The following is a 22,242-nucleotide window of genomic DNA, read 5'->3' on the forward strand; positions in this document are numbered from 1 at the left end:
GGCCCTCACATATACAGGGGGTACTGTAAATGTTCTACACGCTAACCGCTAACCCGGCTGTCGACATGACGGTTTCGAGCTCTCCGCTCGAGCCCGATGAGAACGTCCGCACCGGCTCGGCCAGCTACACGGCTAACGGCAAGGGCCTCGACGTGTCCTTCGCCTTTAAGAAGATGGGCGTCGACACCGTCGCGCTCGGCTTCTTCGCTGGCTTCACGGGCAAGTTTATCGTCGAGGAGGTCATGAACCTGGGTTGCCTGTGCCGCCCGGTCTGGACCGACGGCATCACGCGTATCAACACCTACGTCAACGATGGCCAGCACGAGTACGGCATCCTCAACCCCGGTGCTCCTATTACGCCGCAGCACCAGGAGGAGCTCTACAACATCCTGGACACCGCGGGCGATCTTGAGTGCCTGATCGTCTCTGGCTCCGTGCCTCCCAAAGCTACGCCCGACTTCCTGGCTCAGGTCATGGAGCACGCTCAGGCCCGTGGCGCCGATGTCGTCCTGGACCTGTCCTCCGACAAGCTCAAGGAGCTCGCTCACAAGAAGCCGCTGCTCATCAAGCCGAACCATCACGAGATGAAGGCTATCTTCGGCGTGCCGGTCGACACTGATGACGAGGTCCGCGTTGCCATGAAGATGGCTCACGACGCGGGCGTTCAGAACGTGCTGCTCACCCGTGGTAGCCGTGGCGACGCCTACTTCTCCAACGGCGAGGACATTTGGTACGCCAAGCGTGAGTTCAACATCAAGCTGGTCTCTTCCGTCTGCGCCGGCGACTGTACCCTCGCTGCGTTCCTGCACAAGTGGTACAGGGATCGCGACAACGTCGAGGAGGCCATGAAGCTCGCTATGGCCACCGGCGCCAACGTCGCTGAGTCCGTCGGCATCGGCGACTTCGGTCACGTTGACGAGTACAGCAAGCGCGTTGCTGTCCGCAAGCTCGATCGTCAGTAATCGAAACGCGACATATTCGTGCGCATGCGGCGCCCCGGTTTCGGCTGGGGCGCCTTTTTGTTCCGCCACGGGGGAGAGGAGTCCTTCCGTACTTCATCGCTTCCACACCGTTCACCGAGTTGTCCTAGCCTTTTACCGATGCGTGGAATATACTTTCATTAACACGTTGCCTTGTGAAAGGAACATTCATGATTTACACGCTCACTGCAAATCCCGCCATTGACTACAACATCACCTGCGACGGTCTTGCTGCCAACACCGTCACGCGTACCCGTAACGCCGTCTACACGCCCAACGGCAAGGGCCTCAACGTCTCGTTTACGCTCGACCACTACGGCGTCGACACCACGATCCTGGGCTTTTTCGCCGGTTTCTCGGGCGAGTTTATCGTTAAGGGCGCCGAGGCCCTGGGCGTGCCCGTCAAGCCCGTGTGGACCGACGGCATCACGCGCGTCAATGTGTTCCTCAACGCCGGCCCCGACACCGAGTACAACATGGTCAACGCCGGTGCCGCCATCAACGAGGCCAACGAGCGGGAGATGTTTGAGCTCATCGATTCGCTCGATGACATGACCTGCCTGGTCATCAGCGGCTCGCTGCCTCCCAACACTTCCGAGGGCTTCCTGGCCGAGGTCCTGCGCCGCGTCAAGGCCAAGGGGGCCGAGTTCGTGCTCGATATCTCGAGCCATCAGCTGGCAGACCTCATTGCCATGGAGCCGCTGCTGATTAAGCCCAATGACGACGAGCTGCTCGACATCTTTGGCATTAAGGTGAGCGGTGGCGACGACGAGTCCGTCAAGGGCGCTATGGCCGAGCTTCATGCCAAGGGCGCCAAGAACGTGCTGCTGACCCTGGGTGGCGCTGGAGCGTACTTCTCTAACGACGAGCACATCTGGTTTGCCAACCGTACCTTTGAGGTCAAGCTGCTGTCGACCGTCTGCGCCGGTGACTCTTCGCTGGCCGCCTTCCTGTCCGTGTGGCACGACGCCCCCGAGCGCGTCGAGGACGCCCTGCGCCTCTCGATGGCCACCGGCGCCAACGTGGTCGAGTGCCCTGGTCTGGGCGACTTTGCCAAGGTCGATGAGTATCAGAAGGGCATCGCCATTCGTCAGGTCTGCTAGCCGCATCGAATAACCGTAGCCGTACACCCGCTTTGGATTCCCAGGGCGGGTGTTTTTTGCGCACTGAACGTATGTGGTGTCTGTTGTCTCGTTTTAGGTTGTCTCGTTTTATCGAATCGTAGACGCGATTGCGTGTGCGCACTTTCTCGTTTCTTGCTAGACTTCTTGAGAACCATCGATTAACGCTCGCAAGTGCAGGAGGCCATAGGCATGTGCAATGTTTCGCTCAACGGTACGCAGCCGACCGATGCCTCCATCCGTGTCCTGCGTGCGCTCGAGGCAGCCGGTCTTGAGGCCTGGTACGTAGGCGGTTGGGTCCGTGATGCCCTGATGGGGCGCCCCAGCCACGATGTTGACATGTGCTGCAGCGGCCTGTGGCAGGAGTCCAAAGAGGCGCTCGAGGCGGCTGATATTGCGGTGGTTGAGTCGGGCATTAAATTCGGCGGCATCACGGCTATTTGCGATGGCGAGCGTATTGAGGTCACCACCTACCGCTTGGACGGCTTCTATACCGACGGTCGTCATCCCCAGAGTGTGGAGCGCGCTGCTTCGCTTGAGGACGACCTGGCGCGCCGCGACTTTACCGTCAATGCCATGGCGTGGCATCCCGAGCGCGGCCTTGTCGACCGTTACGACGGCCAGGGCGACCTGGAGCGCAAGCTTATCCGCGCCGTTGGAGATCCCATGCGTCGTTTTAACGAGGACGCGCTTCGCATGCTGCGCGCGGTGCGGTTTGCCTGCCGCTTGGACTTTATGATTGAGCCTGCGACCAAGCAGGCCCTGGCCGAATGTGCGCCGTTGCTCGATGCTGTGGCGCGCGAGCGCGTGGGCATTGAGCTCGAGGGCATCCTTTCGACCGGCCACGGGGGAGACGCGATGCTGCGCTACCCCGAGCTTGTTTGCGCCGCCGTGCCCGAGCTCGCGCCCGCCCGCGGGTTTGACCAGCGCAGCGTCTATCATGCGTTTAACGTCTATGAGCATATCGCCCGCGTGCTGACGGTGGCAGGGGAGCTGGCGCTGTGCGACGGCGTCGCGCCCTCGTCGAGCCTTATGTGGGCGGCGTTTTTGCACGATGTTTCCAAACCCGAGTGCTTTACGGTCGATCACGACGGCAGCGGACACTTCTACGGTCATCCCGAGCTCGGCGCCAAGAAGGCGCGTGTCATCATGGATCGCCTGGCGCTCTCGCACGATTTGGTGCGCGATGTGTGCCTGCTGATCAAATACCATGACAAGCCGCTGCGCCCCGAGCGCTCCTGCCTGCTCAATATGATGCGCGCGCTTTCGGGCGAGGGTGTCGATACGCCGCGTCTGATGGACGAGCTCATGGACCTTAAGCGTGCCGACACGCTCGGCAAGGCGCCCTCGTGCTTCTATTATGTCGAGACGATCGAGGAGATGCGTACACTCGCCCATGATCTGCTGCAGGCGGGGGAGCCCTATACGCTCAAGATGCTTGCCATCAATGGTGGCGACCTGATCCGTGCCGGCGTTCAGCCAGGACCCGAGTTAGGTCAGCTGCTTAACGCTGCCCTCGATGCCGTGATCGAAGACAACATTCCTAACACCCGAGAAGCCCTCCTGGCCCACCTTAACCTTGGGTAGCTAATTTGGGACAGGGCTTATTAGCTACCACTGCTTTCAATCGGTCGAAGTGCTCGTGATTTTGGTATAGGTAGCTAAAAAGCCCCGTCCCAAATTATCTACCCATTTGACCTGCGCGTTCCATAACCTGCCGACAAATTTTCGGCAAATTGGAATTTTTTCTTGCGCTCGCGTTTTTTGTCCCGTAATATATTTCTTCGCAGCACGGCAGTGCAGATGTCATGTGGCCCGTTCGTCTAGCGGTTTAGGACGCCGCCCTCTCAAGGCGGAGATCACCAGTTCGAATCTGGTACGGGCTACCACTTCTTTTCTGCTGAGGCTTATGGCCCGTTCGTCTAGCGGTTTAGGACGCCGCCCTCTCAAGGCGGAGATCACCAGTTCGAATCTGGTACGGGCTACCATGAATTTGAGACCCGGACTTCCCACGGAAGCCCGGGTTTTTTATTTCCGAGCAAACCATCTGCAATTCCCATTTGGCCCATAGCTTTACGTTCTGCTTGTGGCCCTTGCGGGTACAATATGCAAGATATTTGGACGGTCAGAAGGAGCCTCATGACGGAGTCCTCTCAGCATACATCTAAGCCCCAGGTCGAGGTTGAGGCCTCGGGCGGCGATGACAACAAGGGTGCACGCCGCGGTGCCATTTTTATCGGGGTCGTGCTGGTTGGCTATATCGTTTATCTGATTGTGACCGGTCAGATGGGACAGTTCTGGGCTGCCATGTCGAGCGTTCAGGCGCCGTGGCTCGTTGCTGCATGCTTTTGCATGTTCCTGTACCTGTTCTTTGGCATCGTTGCCTATGCGATCGCCGTCTGGCTCGATCCCAATTCGCCCGTCGGCATTCGCGACCTGATCTCGGTCGAGGCGAGCGGTATCTTCTTTGGCAACCTGACGCCCATGATGATGGGCTCTACGCCCGCCCAGATTTACCGCCTGACCAAGGCAGGCCAAAATGTCGGCGAGGCCGGTGCCACGCAGTTCACGCGTTTTATCGTGTATCAGTTTGGCCTCGTTGCCTGGGGCGCCATTCTGCTGCTTGCCCGCATGCCGTTTTTCGCCGAGCGTTATGGCGACATGACGCTGCTGTGCGTCTTTAGCTTTGGCGGTCACTGTTGCATTCTGCTTGGCATCTTTGCCGTCGCGCTCATGCCCAAGACCGTCACGCGCGTCGCGCACTGCATCATTAATTGGCTCGAGCGAATGGGCGTCTCGGCCACCAAGATCGAAGGCTGGCGTACGTTTGTCGACGGCGAAATCTACTCTTTTTCCGAGAAGTTCAAGCTTTCAGCCGGCCACTTTTCGTCTATGCTGCTCACGGTGGTCATCACCATGTTGCAGCTCGCGTTTTTCTATCTCGTGCCGTATTTCCTGATGCTTGCCTTTGGCCACCACGAAGTCGACTTTTTCTCGGTCATGGCCGCGAGCGCCTTTGTTCAGCTCCTGAGCTCTGCTGTTCCCCTGCCCGGTGGCACCGGCGGTGCCGAGGGTGGCTTCGCGCTGTTCCTGGGTCATTTCTTTGGATCTGCGTCGACCGCCGGTTATCTGCTGTGGCGCCTCATTACGTTTATCGCGCCGACGATTTTGGCCGCGCCCCTGCTGGGCCTTAAGAGCGCTCACAACGAGAGTATCCATGCGCGCTGGGATCGCGCGATGCGCAAGCTCGGACGAACGCCTCAGACGTCCTCTGCGCCCACTAAGCCGCACCCCACGAATGCTGTTACCGTTGATCCCAAGAAGCACGCTCAGAAGGCTTCTGGGGCTGCTAAGCCGGCTCATAAAGCCTATGTGCGCCAGACAGGCGACGGTATTCGCGTATCTCCGTCGGCACTCAATAAGAAGAAGCACCCTAAGTCGCAGTAGGGCAGTCGTGCGTTCTTCATGATGCGGGGCATATTTGTGCTGTATGAGGGATAATCCTCTTACGTAGATTATCTCTCATCTGTTGATGAATGCCCGTATATCGAAGGGACACGCCCATGGCCACCAGCAAACCGCGTATTGATCGCCGCATCGTTCGCAGCCGCAATGCTATCCTTTCTGCGTTTGAGCGCCTGTTGATGGAAAAGCCGCTGGCAGACATTACGGTGAGTGCCATCGCGCGTGAGGCAAATGTCGACCGTAAGACCTTTTACGTGCACTTTGGTACGGTTGACGGCCTGCTCGATGCCATTGCCGTTGATGTGGTGGAGATGATTGTCGACTCGGTCGAGAAAACGCTTACTTCCATGAACGGCGACACCAACGAGCGCGCCCTGGGCGCGGCGGCGACCTTCTTTAAAACCGTTAACGAGGCGCTATGCAACAACCTGGTGCTCAATCGTCAGCTGATCGAGAATATTCCGCTCGACGATTTTATGGCTCGTCTTCGTGTGCCGCTCGAGCACGAGATTGCCGAGCGCGACTTGCTGCCCCAAGGCCTTAAGGATGAGATGTTCGACTACTATCTGGCGTTTTTGCTGTCAGGCATTATCGGTATCTATCGCACGTGGGCGCTGTCTGACGGCTCGGTTCCTATTGAGCGCGTCTCTGAGGTCGCCAACGACCTGACTCTCAATGGCCTGTCGAGTCTGGAATCTCGCTTGGATTAGGCCTAATTGGGCTCGTCGGCGTGGAAATTCCTGTTCATGAAGTTCTCCGGCGCCTTGTAGACCTCGCCGCGTAGGAGCTGTAGCCTGAGGATCCTTAAAAGAAAGTCCAGTTTATCCTTCCCACTCCAATTGGGAATCCTCCGATGCGCCTTCGCACGCTTGCATGACCTCGATACCATGCGATCGTGCGAACTCGACGAGCTCTACGTTGCGGGCGTTTATGGTGCCGAAGGCGGCGGGGCACACGATAAGACGCGCGCAGTGGACGAGGAGCTCTTTGGCGCGGGCTATGGTTTTATCCCCGATCGGCTCGAAGGCGCGCTCGGCCACGCATTCCGCCGCTAGGTCGCGCGCAAGCTCGCAGTCGATGTCCCCTTCGTGCAGAACGCCCGCGTAGAACGCCTTGCCCTGCCGGATGAGCTGGCGAAACACAGCCGACCCCGTACCTGCACCGGCGATGACGAACGTGTGCGCATCGCCGTGCGGGCGTCCAATTTCCACGCTGCCGAAGCGCTCGTTGAAGGTGCCATGTTGAAGGCCGTAGAGCTCGCCAATCGTCTCGCGCGTGAATATGTCCTCGGGTGCGCCGGCGCGGAAGACCCGGCCGTCCTTCACGCAAATCACCTTGTCGGCGCTTTTCTGCGCGAGCTCGAGTTCGTGGATGGACATGATGACAGCCACATTCCGCGATTTCGCAAGGTGGCGAAGTATTCGCAGCAGGTCGATCTGGTAGCGGATATCGAGATACGACGTGGGCTCGTCGAGCACGAGCACACGCGGATCCTGTGCGATGGCGCGTGCGAGCATGACGCGCTGGCGTTGCCCGTCGCTTATCTGCATGAAGTCGCACTCGGCGAGCTCTTCCATATGTGCGGTTTTCATGGCCTCGTCGACCCGACTATGGTCGTTAGGCGAGAGTGCGCCCATTCGCCCGGTGTAGGGATGTCTTCCCGCCTCTACGATATCGCGGCAGGTGAGGAGCTCGGTCCGGGGGCGATCTGTCAGCATAACGGCAAGGTTCTTTGCAAACTCCGCCGTCTTCCATCGGGAAATCTCCCGCCCGTCGAGCTCGACCGCGCCGGCAAGCGGTGCCAGATGGCGTGTGATGGTTTTCAAGATGGTCGACTTGCCCGAGCCGTTCGGCCCGATGAGCGCCACGACATCGCCCGGGCGAACCTCCAGATCGACGCCTTCGACTACGACCTTCTTGTCGTAGCCCGCCGACAGGTCGCTTATGCGGAAAAGCGGCGCTCCGTCAGCCTGCGTTTCGACCGGAGTTTCGAGGTTCGGCTCCGCTCGGAGGAGGCGTTCCTCGCGCAGTTCCGCACGAGCCGAAAGTGCCTTCTGGCGCTTTCGTGCGAGCTCAGGACTGTCTAAGCATGGAATGTCCCCTCCGAGCGTTTTGGGCCGCGGCGCGAATTCTCCCATCTACCTCACCCGCTTCTTCAACATGAGCGCGATAACCACCGGCGCGCCGAAGATGGCGGTGACAGCGCTGATGGAAAGTTCGACGGGAGAGAACAGTGTGCGCGCGATCAAATCGCAGCCCGCGCAGAAGATGGCGCCTCCCAAGAAGCACGCAGGAATCACGCGGATGGGCTTCGACGACTTTAGCACCGACTTCACGAGATGCGGAACCGCAATGCCTACGAACGACACCGGACCAGCGAACGCGGTCACGCAGGCGGAGAGCATGCTCGCTAGAAGGACGAGCGCCACGCGGAAGCGTGCGACGTTCACGCCGACGCTTTTCGCGTAGGCTTCTCCCAGCTGGAAGGCGGAAAGGGGCTTCGATATCGCGAATACGCATGCGCTTACGGTGATCACCACGACCGTGATGACCGCGACGTCGTCCCAGCTCGAACCCGAGAAGCTACCCAAAGACCAGTTGTGCAGGTTCACGATGGACTGGTCGTCGGCGAAGGCGATGAGGAAGTTCGTCGCCGCCGAGCAGATGTATCCCACCATGACGCCCGCCACGATGAGCATGGCCATGGAACTTATGCGCCGTGCGATGAGGAGCACGAAGCCGATGGTGATAAGCGAGCCCAGAAACGCTGCGGCCACCATGGCCGGCGAGGACATGGCCTGGTTCGCGCCCAGAAGTACGATCATCGTAAGCGCGACGACGAACTTTGCGCCCGAGGAGACGCCCAAGATGAACGGGTCGGCGATGGGGTTGTTGAAAAACGTCTGCAGCAGGAACCCGGAAAGCGAAAGTGCCCCGCCGAGAAGCACGGCTGAAAGCACGCGCGGCAGGCGAATCTCCCAGATGACCTGGCTTTCCATGGAATTGGCCGCGCCGCCCGAAAGGATGCCGGGGATGTGGTCTGCGGGCACGAGCACGCTCCCGATGCACAGGTTAGCCCCGACGAGCACGATGAGGGCAACAGCGAGCAGCGCCGTCACGACGCGACACCGTGCGGCGCGCCCCGATTCGTCGTATGCCATGGAAAGTCGGCTTCTCATGGTGCTAGCCGAGCTTCCTCAGATAATGGAAGTCGCTCGCGTCATCGCCGGTGAACGCCCCGTGCAGCTCGTCGATAATGTCGGCTGTAGAAGTCATCTGCTGGTACATGTCGGTGCTTGTGACCCAGACGTTGCCGTTCTTCACGGCTTTGAACTGCGACAATAGCGCGTTTTTGCCTACGAAGTCGTTCAAGGTGGCAACCGATTCGTCGATGGTGCCGTTGTAGACGATGATGTCGGCATCCTTCGCCGTCGCGTAGAAGCGCTCCATTTCGAGCGTTACTGACGAACCTGACGTCGACGCCGTCTGCGCGTCATCGAGCGCATAGCTGCCGCCTGCAAGCTCGATCATCTGCGCCACGTAGTCGCCCGCCCGCCGCGTGACGGCGGCCCCGTTCGAGTTAATGTAGAAATACGCCACGGTTTTACCTGACGACGCGAGCCCCGACGTTTGCTCGACGCGGGCCTTCTGCTCGTTGAACAGGTGCGCGGCCTCGTCTTCCTTGTCGAACAGGACGCCGAAAAGCTTAATCCACTCGACGCGCCCGAGTGCTTCGGGCTCGCTCGACGACTGTTCGGTGAGCACGACGAGCCCGAGCTTCTGCAGCTTTTCCTTCACATCGGGCGTGTGGTTGATCATGGTGTTCTCGATGGCGAGCGTACAGCCCGAGGCCGATATTCGCTCGTAGTCGGGCGCGCTGTACTTGCCGCCGTAGGCGATCGCCCCACTTTCGAGTGCGCTTTTGAAGCCCACGACCGAGCAGTCGTCGGCCTTCGTGCCCGACATGATGATATTGTCGTTCGCATCGAGCGCGTCGACTAGGCACATCGTCGCCGACGACACGAGGTACACCTTGTTGGCGGGGCGCCTTATGACCGCGATGTCGGAGCTCAACCCATCAGGTACCTTCGCATCTTGCGGCACCACGAGGAAACGTTCTCCATTCGAAACGCAGATAAGCCGCAGACCGCCTTCGAACTCGTCGACAGTGAAGTGCTCGGCGTATTCAAACTGAAGCGCCCCCGTCGGCTCCCAGCCGCAGCCCAAATCGGCGTTGTGGAAGTCGGCCGCGGCGCTTGAAGCCGTTCCTGCAGGGGAGCCGCCGCTTGCATCGTCGCCCGATTTCTCCTTCATGGTGGATGAGTCGAAGTGGATCGTGTAGTCGATGGTGTGCGGCGTCGACATGGCGACGGTCTCGGCCGACACGGCGATGTCCTCGTCGAGCGTGACGGGTATCTCGAACGTGGAGTTGCCGCCGTCGTTTACGGGCGCGTAGTCCACGCCGTCGACGGTCATCTTGTCGTAGTTCGAACTCGACCAGGTGATGGTCGCGGTGTAGGTGTCGCCATCCTTCACAATTGTGGTGGGTGAGGCGATGCTTGCGCGCCCTGACCCGCCGGAAAGCGAGACGCTCACAGTGTATTCCTGAGAGCCCGCCGTGCCACCGGTCGCGTTCGGGCTCGCACTGCACCCCGCGAAGGGAAGCGCGAGCAGGGCGACGAGAACGCAGGCGATCGCGCGCGCCGCGATGCTGTGGCGCTTCCTGTTTTCCCCCTTGGGAAGAATCGACCGCATGGCGTTACTTCAGTGCGTCGGCGCGCAGATCGACGCCGGCGGATTCGAACACGAGCGTGCGGTCGTACCACCGCTCCCTTTTAATGCTCCACGCGGCGCAGGCGGTGTCCTCGTCGAGCGCTTCAACGGGCACGTCGTAGGTGTACTTGCCTTCCGCGTTTTCCACATAGGGGATGAAGTCGGCCTCGCTCGCGGCGGCAGCCTCGTCGCCCGTGCCCATGAAGAGTTTGCCGTAGCCCGTGCCGGAAAGCGTCATCACGCAGTGCATGGAGCCGTTTTCCACGATGAGCTGTGCGTCCACAATCCTGAACATGTTTGAGCTGGAATCTACGGTGATCGGATAGGTGCCGTCGGCCACCTTGTCGGCGGTGATGGGGGCAGCGCTTGTGCCCTCGGGCGCATCTGCCGCCTGTTCGGTCCTTTCCTGGGAATCGGCATCGCTTGCCTTTGCGCTGTCGCTTGAATTTCCGGCGCAGCCGGCGAGCGAGAACGCGAGAAGCGCCGCCGACAGGGCGAAGACGAGGGTTTTCTTCAACATGGAGGGGTTCCTTTCAATCGCTTCGACCGCCCGCGCCGTGCGGTGGTCGGGCGGGATGCGAATGCAACGGGCATGCGCCGTCGGTCGGGGAAGGCGCATGCCCGTTGCACGGGGACGCGACCGGCGCCCCCGTGCGCGGCGAGTTTAGAGCTTGGCGATGGCGTCGTCCACGTGTGAGACGTAGATGTCGTCGACCGCGACGTTCTGTCCCAGACCCTGGAGCAGGCACGTCACTTCGAAGCCGGCGGCCACGAACTTCGCAGCCCAGCTGTCGGGGTCGGTCTCGTCTGCCATGTCGTTGTTCGCGTGGTCGCCCGCGACCACCATGAACGGCGCGAGCACGGCCTTCTTGTACCCTGCGGCGCTCGCGGCGGCGATAACATCCTCGCAGGTCGGTTCAGCCTCGACGGTGCCGACGAAGAACTGTGTCAAGCCCTCGTTCTTGAACACTTCCTGCATCTTGGCATAGTCGGCGTTGGAATCGGCTTCGGTGCCGTGGCCCATGAGGCACAGCGCCGTCTTGCCGTCGTCGAAGGACGCCATGTTCTCCTTAATGGCTGCGGCCACCTTCTTGTAGTCGTCGTCGGAGGTGAGCAACGGGTCGCCGAGCGAGATCTTGTCGAACTTGTCGGCGTACTTGTCGAGCTCGTCTTTCACGTCGGTGTATTCCAGGCCACCCATGAGATGCGTCGGCTGCACGACGATTTCCTTCACGCCGTCTTTCACGCAGCGGTCGAGCGCCTCGGTCATGTTGTCGATCGTGATGCCGTCGCGCTTCTTCAGCTTGTCGATGATGATCTGCGCGGTGAAGGCGCGGCGGATGTCGTAGTCCTGCCAGTACTTCTCGCGGATAGCGTCTTCGATGGCGCCGATGGTGATGTGGCGCGAGTCGTTGTAGCTCGTGCCGAAGCTCGTGACGAGGATGACCGGCTTCACGGCCTTCTCCTTTTCGCTCGATTTCTCGGAACTTGCGGAGGTGCTGGAGCAGCCCGCGAGCGTGATTCCGGCGAGCGCGACGGCTCCGGTTGCTGCGGCGCCCATGAAGCTGCGGCGTGACATCTGGTCGGACATGGTTTTTCCTTTCCTCGGTTTGCCGGTCCCCCGGCGACAGTTGCTTGTCGGCACAAGCGAAAGAAAAGCGCACCCCTCGGGGTTCACAAGGAGCTAACGCCACGGCGATGCCGTGAGGAAAAGGCGAAGCAGTCTGGCTTGGGGCGCGAGGCGGTTCGCCCGCGCGTCCTATACAGTAATGTCCCTTGCCCAGGATTCCCACCTGGTTCCCTCCGCAAGCCAGCGCGGGCTGTGCGGGCGCCGCGCCGGTCATTTCCTTTTATCCGATTGTCATATGCTCGTTGCCGAATCTTTTACTATGATAGTGGGCACTTGTGAACGTGTCAAAGCCAGGGCGGGCGGCATTGCGCCTCCTGCCTGCGTATTTGCGCCGATTGCCGCTGCGGGCGCCGTGTTTTGCCCGCTGCGCGAAGGGCGGCGTAAACGGTTGCGATGAGAAACGGGAAGGGAAGGCTCGGATGATTCATATCGTTGGCGCAGGCTCGGGCGCCGCCGACCTTATCACGCTGCGCGGGGCGCGTCTTCTGCGCGCGGCCGACGTGGTCGTTTGGGCGGGGAGCCTTGTGAACCCTGAGCTGCTCGCCGAGTGCAAGGAATCCTGCGTCGTCTACGACAGCGCGCACATGACCTTGGAGGAAGTGCTCGACGTGATGTGCGCGGCGGATGCGCGGGGCGAGGAAGTGGTGCGCCTGCACACGGGCGACCCGTGCCTGTACGGCGCCATTCAGGAGCAGATGGACGCACTCGACGCGCGCGGCGTGGACTACGAGGTGGTGCCCGGCGTGTCGAGCTTTTGCGGTGCCGCGGCGGCGCTTCGCCAGGAATACACGCTGCCGGGAATCAGCCAGTCGGTCGTGATCACGCGGCTTTCCGGGCGCACCCCCATGCCCGCGGGCGAGGGCATGCGCACCATGGCGGAAAGCGGCTCGACTATGGCCATCTTCCTGAGCTCGGGTATGCTCGCCGAGCTTTCCGCTGAGCTTTTGGCCGCGGGCCGCAGCTCCGACGAGCCGGCGGCGCTCGTGTATAAGGCAACCTGGCCTGAGGAGCGCGTGGTGCGATGCACAGTGGGCACACTCGCCGATGCGGGCGCGCGAGAGGGCATCGACCGCACGGCGCTCGTGGTGGTGGGCCGCGTGCTCGGAGCTCGCGGCGGGCTTGCGCACATCGGCGCGCAAGCGGAGTCGTACGAGCGCAGCAAGCTTTACGACCCTTCGTTTGCCACAGGGTATCGAAAGGCGAGCAGCTAGCGTGGCCTTCGAGCACTACATATATACCGGGACGACCCGCCTGCGCTGCGGCTACACCACGGGGAGCTGCGCCGCGCTCGCGGCGAAGGCGGCCTGTGAGATGCTCTTGTCACGAAAGCCCGTCGGCCGCGTGTCGATCGTCACCCCCGGCGGGCTGCCCGTCGAGGCGAACGTGGTAGACGCATGTATCGGCGAGGGGTGCGCCCAGTGCGCCGTGCGAAAGGACGCAGGCGACGATGCCGATGTGACCGACGGCGTACTCGTGTACGCGCGCGTGGAACATGCGGGGTCGGGCACGGGCGCTGCGGGCAGCAAGGGCGTGCCCGCGCGCGAATCGGAAGTTTCCGTCGATGGCGGCGTGGGCGTGGGGCGCGTGACATTGCCCGGGCTCGAACAGCCGGTGGGGGCGGCCGCCATCAACGCGACACCGCGCGCGATGATCACTTCGGCGGTGCGCGAGGTGTGCGCCGCGCACGGCTTTTCTGGAAATATTGCTGTGACGATTTCGGTACCCGAGGGTGTTGCCCTTGCCGAAAAGACCTTCAACCCGCACCTGGGGATAGAGGACGGCATCTCCATCCTGGGCACGACGGGCATCGTCGAGCCGCGCAGCCTCGCTGCCTTGCGCGACAGCATCGAGCTCGAGATCCGGCAGCATGCGGCTATGGGGCGGCGCGGAGTCGTGCTCACGCCCGGCAACTACGGCGCGCAGTTCATCTCGGGGCATTTCCACCTAAACGGTGCGCCGGTGGTCTTCATCTCCAACTTTGTGGGCGATGCGATTGATTGCTGCGTTCGCGAGGGATTTACCAATGTCCTTCTTGTGGGACACATCGGCAAGCTGGTGAAGGTCGCGGGCGGCATCATGGACACCCATTCGCGTACCGCCGACTGCCGCGCGGAGATTCTGGCCGCCCACGCGGCCTTGGCCGGCGCGGGCGCGAAGACCGTGCGCGAGATCATGTCGTCGGTCACGACCACGGCGGCGCTCGAGGTAATCGAGGCCGCCGGCGTGGGGGACGCTGCGCGCGCCTCGCTCGCTGCGGCAATCGAGGACAGGTTGCGCCGCCGCGCGGCGGGCGCATGCGACATCGCCGCGGTCGTGTTCGACGCCGAGCGCTGTGAGCTTTTCCGCACGTCGGGCGCCGATGCAGTTATCGGGGAATTGGGGGCGACGTATGAGTAAAGGCGTGCTGTACGGGGTGGGCACGGGGCCTGGCGACCCCGAGCTGCTCACGATCAAGGCCGTCCGCACAATCGAATCGTGTCCGGTCATCGCCGCACCGCAGACGGCGGACGGGGTCATGGTCGCGCTCGACATCGTGCTCGGCGCCGTCGACCTTACAGGCAAGACGGTGATCCCCGTGCGATTCTCGATGACGCGCGACGCCGAGCGCCGCGCGGCCGAGCATGCCTCGCTTGTTCGCGAGCTTGTCGCGCACCTGGATGCGGCCCGCGACGTCGCGCTGCTGAACCTGGGGGACCCAAGCATCTACGCTACCTTCCAGCGCATAGCGCCCGACGTGCGCGCCCGCGGGTTCGAGGCGCGCGCCATTCCCGGCGTGCCGAGCTTCTGCGCGGTCGCCGCAGCGCTCGAGCGCGACCTCACGCCCGAGATGTCGTCGCCTCTGCACATCGTGTCCGGCGGCTACGACGACGTGCGCCGCGCAATCGGCTGGCCGGGGACGAAGGTGGTCATGAAGGCGCGCCGCTCGCTTGCGGACACGAAGCGCATCCTTCGCGAGGAGGGCGCCTTCGACGGTTCCGAGCTCGTAGAGGACTGTGGGCTTCCGGGCGAGCGCGTGTACCGCTCGCTCGACGATGTGCCCGATCGGGGCAGCTACTTCTCGACGATGGTGGTGCGCTAGATGAGGGTTTCCTGCATAGCGTTCACTGAGAGGGGATATGCGTTGGCGGAGCGCACCGCACGCGCGCTTTCCGATTGCGCGCAGACAGGTGAAGATGACCCTGGCTGGGACGTTTCCGTTTCGCGCGGGTTCGGCGAGGGGAAGGCCGACCTGCGCGCATGGACGGCGCTCGCGTGGGAAGCGTCGGACGCGCTTCTGTTCGTGGGCGCGGCGGGCATCGCCGTGCGGGCGATCGCGCCGCATGTCGCCTCGAAGGCAACCGATTCCGCGGTTGTGGTGATCGACGAGGCGGGGCGCTTTGCCGTCCCACTTTTGTCGGGGCATTTGGGCGGTGCGAACGAGCTTGCGCAAACTGTGGCACGCGCGGCAGGGGCCATCCCCGTCATCACCACGGCGACCGACGTCCGCGGCGTGTGGGCGGTGGATACGTGGGCGCGCCGTGCGGGGCTCGCTGTTTCGAATCCCGAGGCTATCAAGCGAGTGTCGGCACGGCTGCTTTCGGGCGGGCGCGTGGCGCTCTATTCCGACATGCCGATTTCGGGACAGCCGCCTGAGGGGGTTGACATTGCGTCCGACCGCGCTCGGGCCGATATCGTCGTGTCGCCGTTCGCTGGCGCGAATGCAGGTGCGTCCGTTCGCGCGGCGGAGACAACGGGCGAGGTCGTACCCGCCGGTGAGACGGGGAAGCCGGCGGGCGTGCGGGCTCAGGCGCCTGCGCCCGAGCCGCTTCGCCTTGTCGTGCCCTGCATCGTTGTGGGCATAGGGTGCCGCCGCGGTGCGTGCGCCGAAGCGATCGGGGAGGCGTTTCTTCTCGCGTGCGGGCAGGCGGGTATCTCGCCTTCGGCCGTGTGCGAGGCGGCGACGATCGACGTGAAGGCGCGCGAGGAGGGTCTGCTCGCCTTCTGCCGCGCGCGCAATATCCCGCTCGCGACGTATTCCGCAGAGGAGTTGTCGCAGGTCGAAGGCAGCGTTTCGCCATCTGATTTCGTGCGCGCGACGGTGGGAGTCGACAACGTGTGCGAGCGTGCGGCGCTCGCGGACGGGGGCATACTTATCTTCCCGAAGCTCGCTCACGGCGGCGTGACCGTCGCGTTTTCCAAGGTAACTATCGAACTTTCGTTTAAGGAGCGGTGATGGGAAAGCTCTTCGTAGTGGGGATCGGCCCGGGCGGCCCCGACGGCATGACGATTGCGGCTCGGCGCGCGCTCGAGGCGGTCGACATCGTTGTGGGGTACACGAAATACGTGGAGCTCGCGCTCGCCGCCGTGCCCGACGCGGCGCGTCTCGCGACGCCGATGATGCACGAGGTCGAACGGTGCCGCGTGGCGCTTTCGCGCGCGCAGAGTGGAGAAGCGGTGGCGCTCGTGTGCAGCGGTGACGCGGGCGTGTATGGCATGGCGAGCCCCGTGCTGGAGCTTGCGGAGGACTACCCCGATGTAGACGTGGAAGTTATCGCCGGGGCCACCGCGGCTCAGAGCGGGTCGGCGGTGCTCGGCGCCCCGCTTGCCCACGATTTCGCGGTCGTGTCGCTTTCCGACCTGCTCACGCCGTGGGAGGTCATCGAGCACAGGCTCGCCGCCGTGGCGAGCGCCGACTTCTGCATCTGTTTGTACAACCCGCGCAGCAGAAAGCGCGCCGACAGGCTCTCGCGCGCGGCGAAGATTATGCTCGAATGGAAGGCCCCCGACACGCTCTGCGGTTGGGTACGCAACATCGGGCGCGAGGGGCAGCAATCGGGCATGTGCAGGCTCTCCGAGCTGGGGGAGTTCGACGCCGACATGTTCACTACCGTGTTCGTCGGCAACGCGGACACGAAGCGCGTAGGCGGCCGTATGGTCACGCCGCGCGGGTATCGGGAGATTCCATGCGAAAGGTAACGATCATTGGGGCGGGGCCCGGAAACCCCGACTTGCTCGCGCGCGCGGCGCTCGACGCGATCGACATCGCCGACGTGGTCATCGGCGCTCATCGCGCGCTCGTCGGCATCGACGTGCCGCCCGACGTGGTGAGATGCGAGCTCGTTAAGACGGCGGACATCGTCGCCGCGCTCACCGATGCGGCGTCGTGGCAGCGCGCCGTGGTCGTGATGACGGGCGATGTGGGGCTGTTCAGCGGCGCGCGCCGCTTGGTGGAGGCGCTCTCCGGCGACGCGCAGGTGGACGTGCGCGTCATTCCCGGCATAAGCTCAGCGTCGTATCTCGCCGCGCGCCTCGCGCGTCCATGGCAGGATTGGCGCTTCGTGAGCGCTCACGGCGTGGCGTGCGACATTGTGGCCGAGGCCGAGCGCGCAGGTGAGCTCTTCCTCGCCACGTCGGGCGGGGAAGACCCCTCGCGACTTTCGGGCGAGCTTGTGCAGGCGGGCTTCGGGGACGCACGCGTGACGGTGGCCGAGCGCCTGTCGTACCCCGACGAGCGCATCACCTGCGCGACCGCAAGTGAAATCGCAGGTCAGACGTTCGACGACTTGAACGTGATGCTTATCGAGTTCACAGACTGCGCCGGGTCGCCTGCGGGCTCTAGCGCAGCCTCCGAGGCGCCGGCCGGCGCGTCTGCGCCCGCGGCGGCTTCTTTCGTGGCGGTCTCTGCGGGCGCATTCCGCGCCGCGAGCTCCCGCTGGCCGTACGCTTCCTCGGGCATTCCCGACGAGCTCTTCATCCGCGGCGACGTTCCCATGACCAAGCAGGAGGTGCGCGCCGTCGCGCTCGCGAAGCTGCGCCTTACCGCGACCGACACCGTGTGGGATGTCGGCGCCGGCACGGGGAGCGTGTCGATCGAGGCGGCGCTCGTCGCGCGAGCGGGGTCGGTATGGGCGGTCGAGCGCAACGCGGCCGGCGTGCGGCTCATCCGAGAGAACGCGGATGCATTCGGGTGCGGCAACGTGCATGCGGTCCCCGGTGTCGCCCCCGAAGCGCTCGCGAAACTGCCCGTCCCCGACGCCGTGTTCGTCGGCGGAAGCGCGGGCGAGCTTCCCTCCATCGTGGAGGCGGCGCTCGAGAAGAACTCGCAGGTTCGCCTGTGCGTGCCATGCGTCACCGTTGAGACGCTCACCGAGGCGTGCGCGCTCCTCTCGGGTTCGCGCTTTAAGGGGTTCGAGGCGTGCCAGGTGTCGGCCGCCCGCGCCGAGGCTGTAGGCTCGCACCATCTTATGAAGGCGCAAAACCCCGTGTTCCTCGTCAGCGCGCGTGGTGCGGCCGCGGATGCCGAGGAGCTTGCCGAAGTCGGGGCGCTTGCTGAATCGCCTGTCGGCGAGGACCCCTCTGCGGAGGGGAACCCATCCGTTGAGGTGGTCTCGCTTGCTAATTGCAACGCCGCAGGTGGGGAAGGCGGCGCCCGGTGATTACGTCCATCCCGCGCTTCATGGTCGCTGCGCCCTCGAGCGGGAGCGGCAAGACGGTCGTAACGTGCGCGCTCCTGCGCGCGCTCGCGCGCCGTGGTCTTGCGTGCGCGGCCTTCAAATGCGGCCCCGACTACATTGACCCGCTCTTTCATCGCCGCGTCGTGGGTGCGCGCTCGGGCAACTTAGACGGCTTCTTCACCGACGCCCCGACGCTGCGCGCCCTGCTCGCACGCGGCGCCGCGGGCGCGGATGTCGCGGTGCTCGAGGGGGTCATGGGCTTCTACGACGGCATGGCGCCCGGCGTGGCCGACGCGAGCAGCTATCAGGTTGCGCGCGACACGGAAACGCCGGTCGTTTTAGTGGTGAACGGGCGCGGGGCGTCTTTATCGCTCGCCGCCGTAATCCGCGGCATCGCCGAGTTCCTGCCTTGTGCGAACGTGCGCGGCGTCGTGCTGAACAAGACGAGCGCCGCTGCCTGCGCCTACGCGGCGCCTGCGATCGAGAAGCACACGGGCGTCGCGGTTTTGGGGAATATCCCCGCCGACGAGGCGTTCTCGCTCGAAAGCCGGCATCTGGGGCTTGTGACCGCCGACGAGGTCGAGCAGCTCTCCGCGCGCATCGACAAGATGGCCGAGCTGGTGGAAAAGAGCGTCGACGTCGACCGCTTGCTTGAAATAGCGGCGACGGCACCCGATATCCGCGAGGAACCTTACCGGTTGGAGCCGATCGCGGGAGCGCGGCCCATCGTCGCCGTCGCGCGTGACGAGGCGTTCTCGTTCTACTACGAGGAGAACCTGCGCGCGCTCGAGGACCTGGGTTGCGAGCTGGCCTTTTTCAGCCCCCTGTGTGATAGCGAGTTGCCCCGGGGGGCAAGCGCCCTCTATCTGGGGGGCGGCTACCCGGAGCTCCATGCGCGGCAGCTCTCCGAGAACGCGCCGATGCGCGAGGCGGTGCGGTGCGCGGTGGAATTCGGCATGCCGACGGTCGCCGAATGCGGTGGGTTTCTGTACCTGCAGCGCGAAATCGCCGATAGCGAGGGGCAGCGCTGGCCTGTTGCGGGCGCCCTTGAGGGCGCGAGCGAGAACGGGGGAAGGCTGTCCCATTTCGGGTACGTGGAGCTCACTTCCCAACGCGACGGGCTCTACGGGCCGCGCGGCACACGCATCCACGCGCACGAGTTCCACTACTGGCAGTCCACCTGCCCGGGCGGCGACTTCTGGGCGCAGAAGCCCCGGCGCGACAAGGGCTGGCCGTGCATGTCGACCACCCCGTCCCTGGTTGCGGGCTTCCCGCATGTGTACTATCCTGCGAACCCCGACGTTGCGCGCGCGTTCGCGTCTGCCGCAGCGTCGTTTGCAGAGAGGAGACGGCATGGCTGAAGCAACCGAAACCGCGCTCGCCTGCATCCGCGAGGAAGTCGAGCGCGCGTTCTCGTCGGCGCCGGGCGCCGTGCTCGAAGCCACGCTCCCCCGGATCGAGCCCGCAGACGAGTGCGCCCGCGCCGCCGCGTACGCCGCGTGGGACTCCATCGCGCACCCCTTGGGGGGATTGGGCGACTTTGAAGACGCCGTCGCGTGTATCGCCGCAGCTCAGGGGAGCGCCGAGGTGGCCGAGTTTCCCCGTGCGCTCGCGGTATTCTTCTCCGACAACGGTGTCGTTGCCGAAGGCGTGTCGCAAAGCGGGCAAGACGTGACGCGAGCCGTCGCGCGCAACATGTGCGAGGGGGCCACGAGCGCCTGCCGCATGGCGGCGTTCGCGGGTGCCGAGGTCGTGCCCGTCGACGTGGGTATGGCCCGGGGTATAGAAGACACGCGCATGGTGCGCGCGAACGTGCGGCGGGGGAGCGGCAACATCGCGCACGGTTCCGCTATGTCTCGCGATGGGGCCGTGCGCGCGATCGAGGTCGGAATCGCCGTCGCGTGCGGGCTTGCCCGCACCGGCGTGCGCCTTCTCGCCGCGGGCGAGATGGGCATCGGCAACACGACCACCTCTGCGGCGGTGGCCGCAGTGCTCATCCGGGCGGAAGCGCGGAGCCTCGTCGGGCGCGGCGCGGGGCTCTCGGACGCCTCACTCGCGCGCAAGCGCGACGTGGTCGAGCGTGCTATCGACGCGAACTCGCCCGATCCCGCCGACCCGATCGACGTGCTCTCGAAGGTGGGCGGCTTCGACATCGCGGCGATGTGCGGCTTCTACCTGGGGGCCGCGGCCTCGAAGGCGCCGGCGCTCCTCGACGGGGTCATATCCTGCACGGCGGCCCTGTGCGCGGCGCGCCTGTGCCCCAACGCCTTGGGCTACCTCGTGGGCACCCACGCATCAAGCGAACCCGCAAGCCAGGAGCTCCTTCGCGAGCTCGGCATAAAGGCACCACTCGACGCAGGCATGCACTTGGGCGAGGGCGCGGGCGCCATGGCGTATCTGCCCCTTCTGGATTCGGCGTTGCGCGTGTACCGGGATGGGAAGACGTTCACGGCGACTGGTATGGCTGCGTACGAGCATTTCGAGGCCGGGAAATGACGGTGACACTTGTCATCGGCGCCGCCGCGAGCGGCAAGAGCGCCTACGCCGAGTCCCTGTGCCTCGGGCACGACGGCCCCCGCGTGTACCTGGCAACGATGGAACCCTTCGGGGAAGAGGGCGCCCGCCGCATCGCGCGCCATCGGTCGCTGCGCGAGGGCAAGGGGTTTTCCACCCTCGAGTGCACGCGTGACGTGGGCGCCGCAGTGCCCGGGCTTCCGCGCGGCTGCACGCTTCTTTTGGAGGACGTGGGCAACCTGGTTGCGAACGAGCTTTTCGCGGAAGGCGGCTTGTCCCCACGTGACCCCGACGCTGCGGCGCGCGAGGTGCTCGGAGGCATTGAACGGCTCGCTCAGGCCGCTGCGTATACGGTGGTGGTCACCGTCGACGTGTTCGCCGATGGGATGCGCTACGATGAAGGGACCGAGGCATGGAGGCGCGCGCTCGCGCGCGTGAACGCGGGTGTGGCGGCGCTGGCCGATCGCGCAGTCGAAGTGGTATGCGGGATTCCCGTGTGTATGAAAGGCGAAGGACCTACAAGGTGAAGATAGTAGAGGCAATCGGCGCGGCGTTCGGAACGTTCTCGCGCATCCCCGTCCCGAAATCGGCCTGGACCGATTTCGGGTCAACCCATGCGCTTGCCGTGTTTCCCCTGGTGGGCCTTGCGGAAGGCTTCCTCATGACGGCGTGGGGGTACGTGGCGAACCTGCTCGGCGTGCCCGCGACCATCGTCGCGGCCGTGCTCGTGGCGCTGCCTGTGGCGGTGACGGGAGGCATCCACCTAGACGGGCTCTGCGACACCTCCGATGCGCTTGCAAGTTGGGCCCCGCGCGAGCGAAAGCTCGAGATCATGCACGACCCGCGGGCGGGCGCCTTCGGGGTCATCGGTGTTGTTGTGTACCTTATTCTGCAGTTTTCCCTGTTCACCGCGCTGCCGCTTACGGCGGGGGCGTTCCTCGCGCTTCTGTGCTCGCTCGTGTTCTCCCGCTCGCTTTCGGGGCTCGCCGTTGAATACTGGCCTGCCGCGCGGGCGGACGGCATGGCCGCGGGGCTCTCGCCTGCGAAGAAGCGCGCGGCGATCGTCGTTCCGCTTTACGCTTTCGCAGCGGCTTCGGCTGCAGGGATGGTCGCGTGCGCTCAGGCCGTCGGCGCCCTTATGGCGGTGGCGGGGCTTTTGGTGCTCGCGTGGTACCGCCATGTTGCCCTGTCCCGCTTCGGCGGGGTGACGGGGGATTTGGCCGGATGGTTTCTGCAATGGGCCGAGCTCGCGATGCTTGCCATGCTGGTGGTGGGGGGCATGCTCCTATGATGCTCGTGGTAGGTGGCGCGCATTCGGGGAAGAG

20 protein-coding genes and 2 tRNA genes are annotated in these 22,242 nt (G+C 64.0%); 17 read left to right on the forward strand and 5 right to left on the reverse strand.

Going from position 1 to position 22,242, the window contains the following annotated elements; all coding sequences use genetic code 11:
- The first annotated feature begins 29 nt into the window (after positions 1 to 29).
- The 7 genes from DXD56_RS00695 to DXD56_RS00725 all read left to right on the forward strand — a co-directional run bounded on the left by DXD56_RS00695 (position 30) and on the right by DXD56_RS00725 (position 6,276).
- Positions 30 to 962 carry a 1-phosphofructokinase family hexose kinase gene (locus DXD56_RS00695; protein WP_006233969.1) on the forward strand — a complete coding sequence of 311 codons (933 nt, stop codon included), beginning with the start codon at positions 30 to 32 and terminating at the stop codon, positions 960 to 962.
- Between the two features lie 188 nt (positions 963 to 1,150).
- The gene (locus DXD56_RS00700) at positions 1,151 to 2,083 is read left to right on the forward strand and encodes a 1-phosphofructokinase family hexose kinase (protein ID WP_117639373.1); all 933 of its coding nucleotides are present in this window, start codon (positions 1,151 to 1,153) and stop codon (positions 2,081 to 2,083) included.
- Positions 2,084 to 2,293: 210 nt separating this feature from the next.
- The gene (locus tag DXD56_RS00705) at positions 2,294 to 3,688 is read left to right on the forward strand and encodes a CCA tRNA nucleotidyltransferase (protein WP_117639375.1); all 1,395 of its coding nucleotides are present in this window, start codon (positions 2,294 to 2,296) and stop codon (positions 3,686 to 3,688) included.
- Positions 3,689 to 3,913: 225 nt separating this feature from the next.
- Positions 3,914 to 3,990, forward strand: a tRNA-Glu gene (locus tag DXD56_RS00710).
- A gap of 22 nt (positions 3,991 to 4,012) precedes the next feature.
- A tRNA-Glu gene (locus DXD56_RS00715) sits at positions 4,013 to 4,089 on the forward strand.
- Positions 4,090 to 4,240: 151 nt separating this feature from the next.
- Positions 4,241 to 5,548 carry a lysylphosphatidylglycerol synthase transmembrane domain-containing protein gene (locus DXD56_RS00720; protein WP_117639377.1) on the forward strand — a complete coding sequence of 436 codons (1,308 nt, stop codon included), beginning with the start codon at positions 4,241 to 4,243 and terminating at the stop codon, positions 5,546 to 5,548.
- A 116-nt stretch (positions 5,549 to 5,664) separates the two neighbouring features.
- Positions 5,665 to 6,276 carry a TetR/AcrR family transcriptional regulator gene (locus DXD56_RS00725; RefSeq protein ID WP_158549249.1) on the forward strand — a complete coding sequence of 204 codons (612 nt, stop codon included), beginning with the start codon at positions 5,665 to 5,667 and terminating at the stop codon, positions 6,274 to 6,276.
- Positions 6,277 to 6,387: 111 nt separating this feature from the next.
- Here DXD56_RS00725 and DXD56_RS00730 read toward each other — a convergent pair whose 3' ends face one another.
- The 5 genes from DXD56_RS00730 to DXD56_RS00750 form a co-directional block, all read right to left on the reverse strand.
- Positions 6,388 to 7,704 (reverse strand): ABC transporter ATP-binding protein, encoded by a 1,317-nt coding sequence (locus tag DXD56_RS00730; RefSeq protein ID WP_117639381.1) that lies wholly within the window; start codon positions 7,702 to 7,704, stop codon positions 6,388 to 6,390.
- Entirely contained in the window at positions 7,705 to 8,727 is a 1,023-nt protein-coding gene (locus DXD56_RS00735; RefSeq protein WP_117639383.1) for an iron ABC transporter permease, read from the reverse strand.
- Between the two features lie 22 nt (positions 8,728 to 8,749).
- Positions 8,750 to 10,321: an ABC transporter substrate-binding protein gene (locus DXD56_RS00740; protein ID WP_147325165.1), complete on the reverse strand. Its 1,572-nt coding sequence runs from the start codon at positions 10,319 to 10,321 to the stop codon at positions 8,750 to 8,752.
- A 4-nt stretch (positions 10,322 to 10,325) separates the two neighbouring features.
- On the reverse strand, positions 10,326 to 10,859 hold the full coding sequence (locus tag DXD56_RS00745; protein WP_117639387.1) for a hypothetical protein: 534 nt from the start codon (positions 10,857 to 10,859) through the stop codon (positions 10,326 to 10,328).
- Positions 10,860 to 11,003: 144 nt separating this feature from the next.
- Entirely contained in the window at positions 11,004 to 11,930 is a 927-nt protein-coding gene (locus tag DXD56_RS00750) for a sirohydrochlorin cobaltochelatase (RefSeq protein ID WP_117639389.1), read from the reverse strand.
- 458 nt (positions 11,931 to 12,388) lie between these two features.
- Here DXD56_RS00750 and cobM point away from each other — a divergent pair, with 458 nt between their 5' ends.
- The 10 genes from cobM to cobS are packed head-to-tail and all read left to right on the forward strand — an operon-like array spanning position 12,389 to position 22,208.
- On the forward strand, positions 12,389 to 13,180 hold the full coding sequence (gene cobM, locus DXD56_RS00755) for a precorrin-4 C(11)-methyltransferase (RefSeq protein ID WP_117639391.1): 792 nt from the start codon (positions 12,389 to 12,391) through the stop codon (positions 13,178 to 13,180).
- Between the two features lies 1 nt (position 13,181).
- Positions 13,182 to 14,366 (forward strand): cobalt-precorrin-5B (C(1))-methyltransferase CbiD, encoded by a 1,185-nt coding sequence (gene cbiD / locus DXD56_RS00760; RefSeq protein ID WP_255413170.1) that lies wholly within the window; start codon positions 13,182 to 13,184, stop codon positions 14,364 to 14,366.
- Positions 14,359 to 15,048: a precorrin-2 C(20)-methyltransferase gene (gene cobI, locus DXD56_RS00765; protein WP_117637722.1), complete on the forward strand. Its 690-nt coding sequence runs from the start codon at positions 14,359 to 14,361 to the stop codon at positions 15,046 to 15,048. The genes cbiD and cobI overlap by 8 nt, the downstream gene beginning before the upstream one ends.
- Positions 15,049 to 16,182 (forward strand): cobalt-precorrin 5A hydrolase, encoded by a 1,134-nt coding sequence (locus tag DXD56_RS00770; protein ID WP_117639393.1) that lies wholly within the window; start codon positions 15,049 to 15,051, stop codon positions 16,180 to 16,182. It abuts the gene before it with no gap.
- Positions 16,182 to 16,925, forward strand: a complete 744-nt coding sequence (gene cobJ, locus DXD56_RS00775) for a precorrin-3B C(17)-methyltransferase (RefSeq protein ID WP_117637724.1) — start codon at positions 16,182 to 16,184, stop codon at positions 16,923 to 16,925. The genes DXD56_RS00770 and cobJ overlap by 1 nt, the downstream gene beginning before the upstream one ends.
- Positions 16,913 to 18,385 (forward strand): precorrin-6y C5,15-methyltransferase (decarboxylating) subunit CbiE, encoded by a 1,473-nt coding sequence (gene cbiE, locus DXD56_RS00780; protein ID WP_117639395.1) that lies wholly within the window; start codon positions 16,913 to 16,915, stop codon positions 18,383 to 18,385. The genes cobJ and cbiE overlap by 13 nt, the downstream gene beginning before the upstream one ends.
- Complete coding sequence (locus DXD56_RS00785) at positions 18,382 to 19,764, forward strand: cobyrinate a,c-diamide synthase (protein ID WP_233524894.1); 1,383 nt, start codon at positions 18,382 to 18,384, stop codon at positions 19,762 to 19,764. The genes cbiE and DXD56_RS00785 overlap by 4 nt, the downstream gene beginning before the upstream one ends.
- The gene (locus tag DXD56_RS00790) at positions 19,757 to 20,899 is read left to right on the forward strand and encodes a nicotinate-nucleotide--dimethylbenzimidazole phosphoribosyltransferase (RefSeq protein WP_117639397.1); all 1,143 of its coding nucleotides are present in this window, start codon (positions 19,757 to 19,759) and stop codon (positions 20,897 to 20,899) included. The genes DXD56_RS00785 and DXD56_RS00790 overlap by 8 nt, the downstream gene beginning before the upstream one ends.
- Positions 20,896 to 21,444, forward strand: coding sequence for a bifunctional adenosylcobinamide kinase/adenosylcobinamide-phosphate guanylyltransferase (locus tag DXD56_RS00795; RefSeq protein ID WP_117639507.1), 549 nt, complete (start codon positions 20,896 to 20,898; stop codon positions 21,442 to 21,444). Before DXD56_RS00790 ends, DXD56_RS00795 begins: the two co-directional genes overlap by 4 nt.
- Complete coding sequence (cobS, locus tag DXD56_RS00800; RefSeq protein ID WP_158549251.1) at positions 21,441 to 22,208, forward strand: adenosylcobinamide-GDP ribazoletransferase; 768 nt, start codon at positions 21,441 to 21,443, stop codon at positions 22,206 to 22,208. Before DXD56_RS00795 ends, cobS begins: the two co-directional genes overlap by 4 nt.
- The last annotated feature ends 34 nt before the right edge of the window (positions 22,209 to 22,242 follow it).

The sequence above is a fragment of the Collinsella sp. TM06-3 genome, from assembly GCF_003436395.1.
In the GTDB taxonomy this organism is placed as follows: Bacteria; Actinomycetota; Coriobacteriia; order Coriobacteriales; family Coriobacteriaceae; genus Collinsella.

Excerpts from the sequence above, each read along its gene's own strand:
- DXD56_RS00720 (WP_117639377.1), top strand. The coding sequence starts at position 4,241 with ATGACGGAGTCCTCTCAGCATACATCTAAGCCCCAGGTCGAGGTTGAG.
- cobI (WP_117637722.1), top strand. The coding sequence starts at position 14,359 with ATGAGTAAAGGCGTGCTGTACGGGGTGGGCACGGGGCCTGGCGACCCC.
- DXD56_RS00700 (WP_117639373.1), top strand. The coding sequence starts at position 1,151 with ATGATTTACACGCTCACTGCAAATCCCGCCATTGACTACAACATCACC.
- cbiE (WP_117639395.1), top strand. The coding sequence starts at position 16,913 with ATGCGAAAGGTAACGATCATTGGGGCGGGGCCCGGAAACCCCGACTTG.
- DXD56_RS00705 (WP_117639375.1), top strand. The coding sequence starts at position 2,294 with ATGTGCAATGTTTCGCTCAACGGTACGCAGCCGACCGATGCCTCCATC.
- DXD56_RS00740 (WP_147325165.1), bottom strand. The coding sequence starts at position 10,321 with ATGCGGTCGATTCTTCCCAAGGGGGAAAACAGGAAGCGCCACAGCATC.
- DXD56_RS00735 (WP_117639383.1), bottom strand. The coding sequence starts at position 8,727 with ATGGCATACGACGAATCGGGGCGCGCCGCACGGTGTCGCGTCGTGACG.
- DXD56_RS00725 (WP_158549249.1), top strand. The coding sequence starts at position 5,665 with ATGGCCACCAGCAAACCGCGTATTGATCGCCGCATCGTTCGCAGCCGC.
- DXD56_RS00790 (WP_117639397.1), top strand. The coding sequence starts at position 19,757 with ATGGCTGAAGCAACCGAAACCGCGCTCGCCTGCATCCGCGAGGAAGTC.
- DXD56_RS00745 (WP_117639387.1), bottom strand. The coding sequence starts at position 10,859 with ATGTTGAAGAAAACCCTCGTCTTCGCCCTGTCGGCGGCGCTTCTCGCG.
- DXD56_RS00730 (WP_117639381.1), bottom strand. The coding sequence starts at position 7,704 with ATGGGAGAATTCGCGCCGCGGCCCAAAACGCTCGGAGGGGACATTCCA.
- DXD56_RS00770 (WP_117639393.1), top strand. The coding sequence starts at position 15,049 with ATGAGGGTTTCCTGCATAGCGTTCACTGAGAGGGGATATGCGTTGGCG.
- cobJ (WP_117637724.1), top strand. The coding sequence starts at position 16,182 with ATGGGAAAGCTCTTCGTAGTGGGGATCGGCCCGGGCGGCCCCGACGGC.
- DXD56_RS00795 (WP_117639507.1), top strand. The coding sequence starts at position 20,896 with ATGACGGTGACACTTGTCATCGGCGCCGCCGCGAGCGGCAAGAGCGCC.
- cobM (WP_117639391.1), top strand. The coding sequence starts at position 12,389 with ATGATTCATATCGTTGGCGCAGGCTCGGGCGCCGCCGACCTTATCACG.
- DXD56_RS00750 (WP_117639389.1), bottom strand. The coding sequence starts at position 11,930 with ATGTCCGACCAGATGTCACGCCGCAGCTTCATGGGCGCCGCAGCAACC.
- DXD56_RS00695 (WP_006233969.1), top strand. The coding sequence starts at position 30 with ATGTTCTACACGCTAACCGCTAACCCGGCTGTCGACATGACGGTTTCG.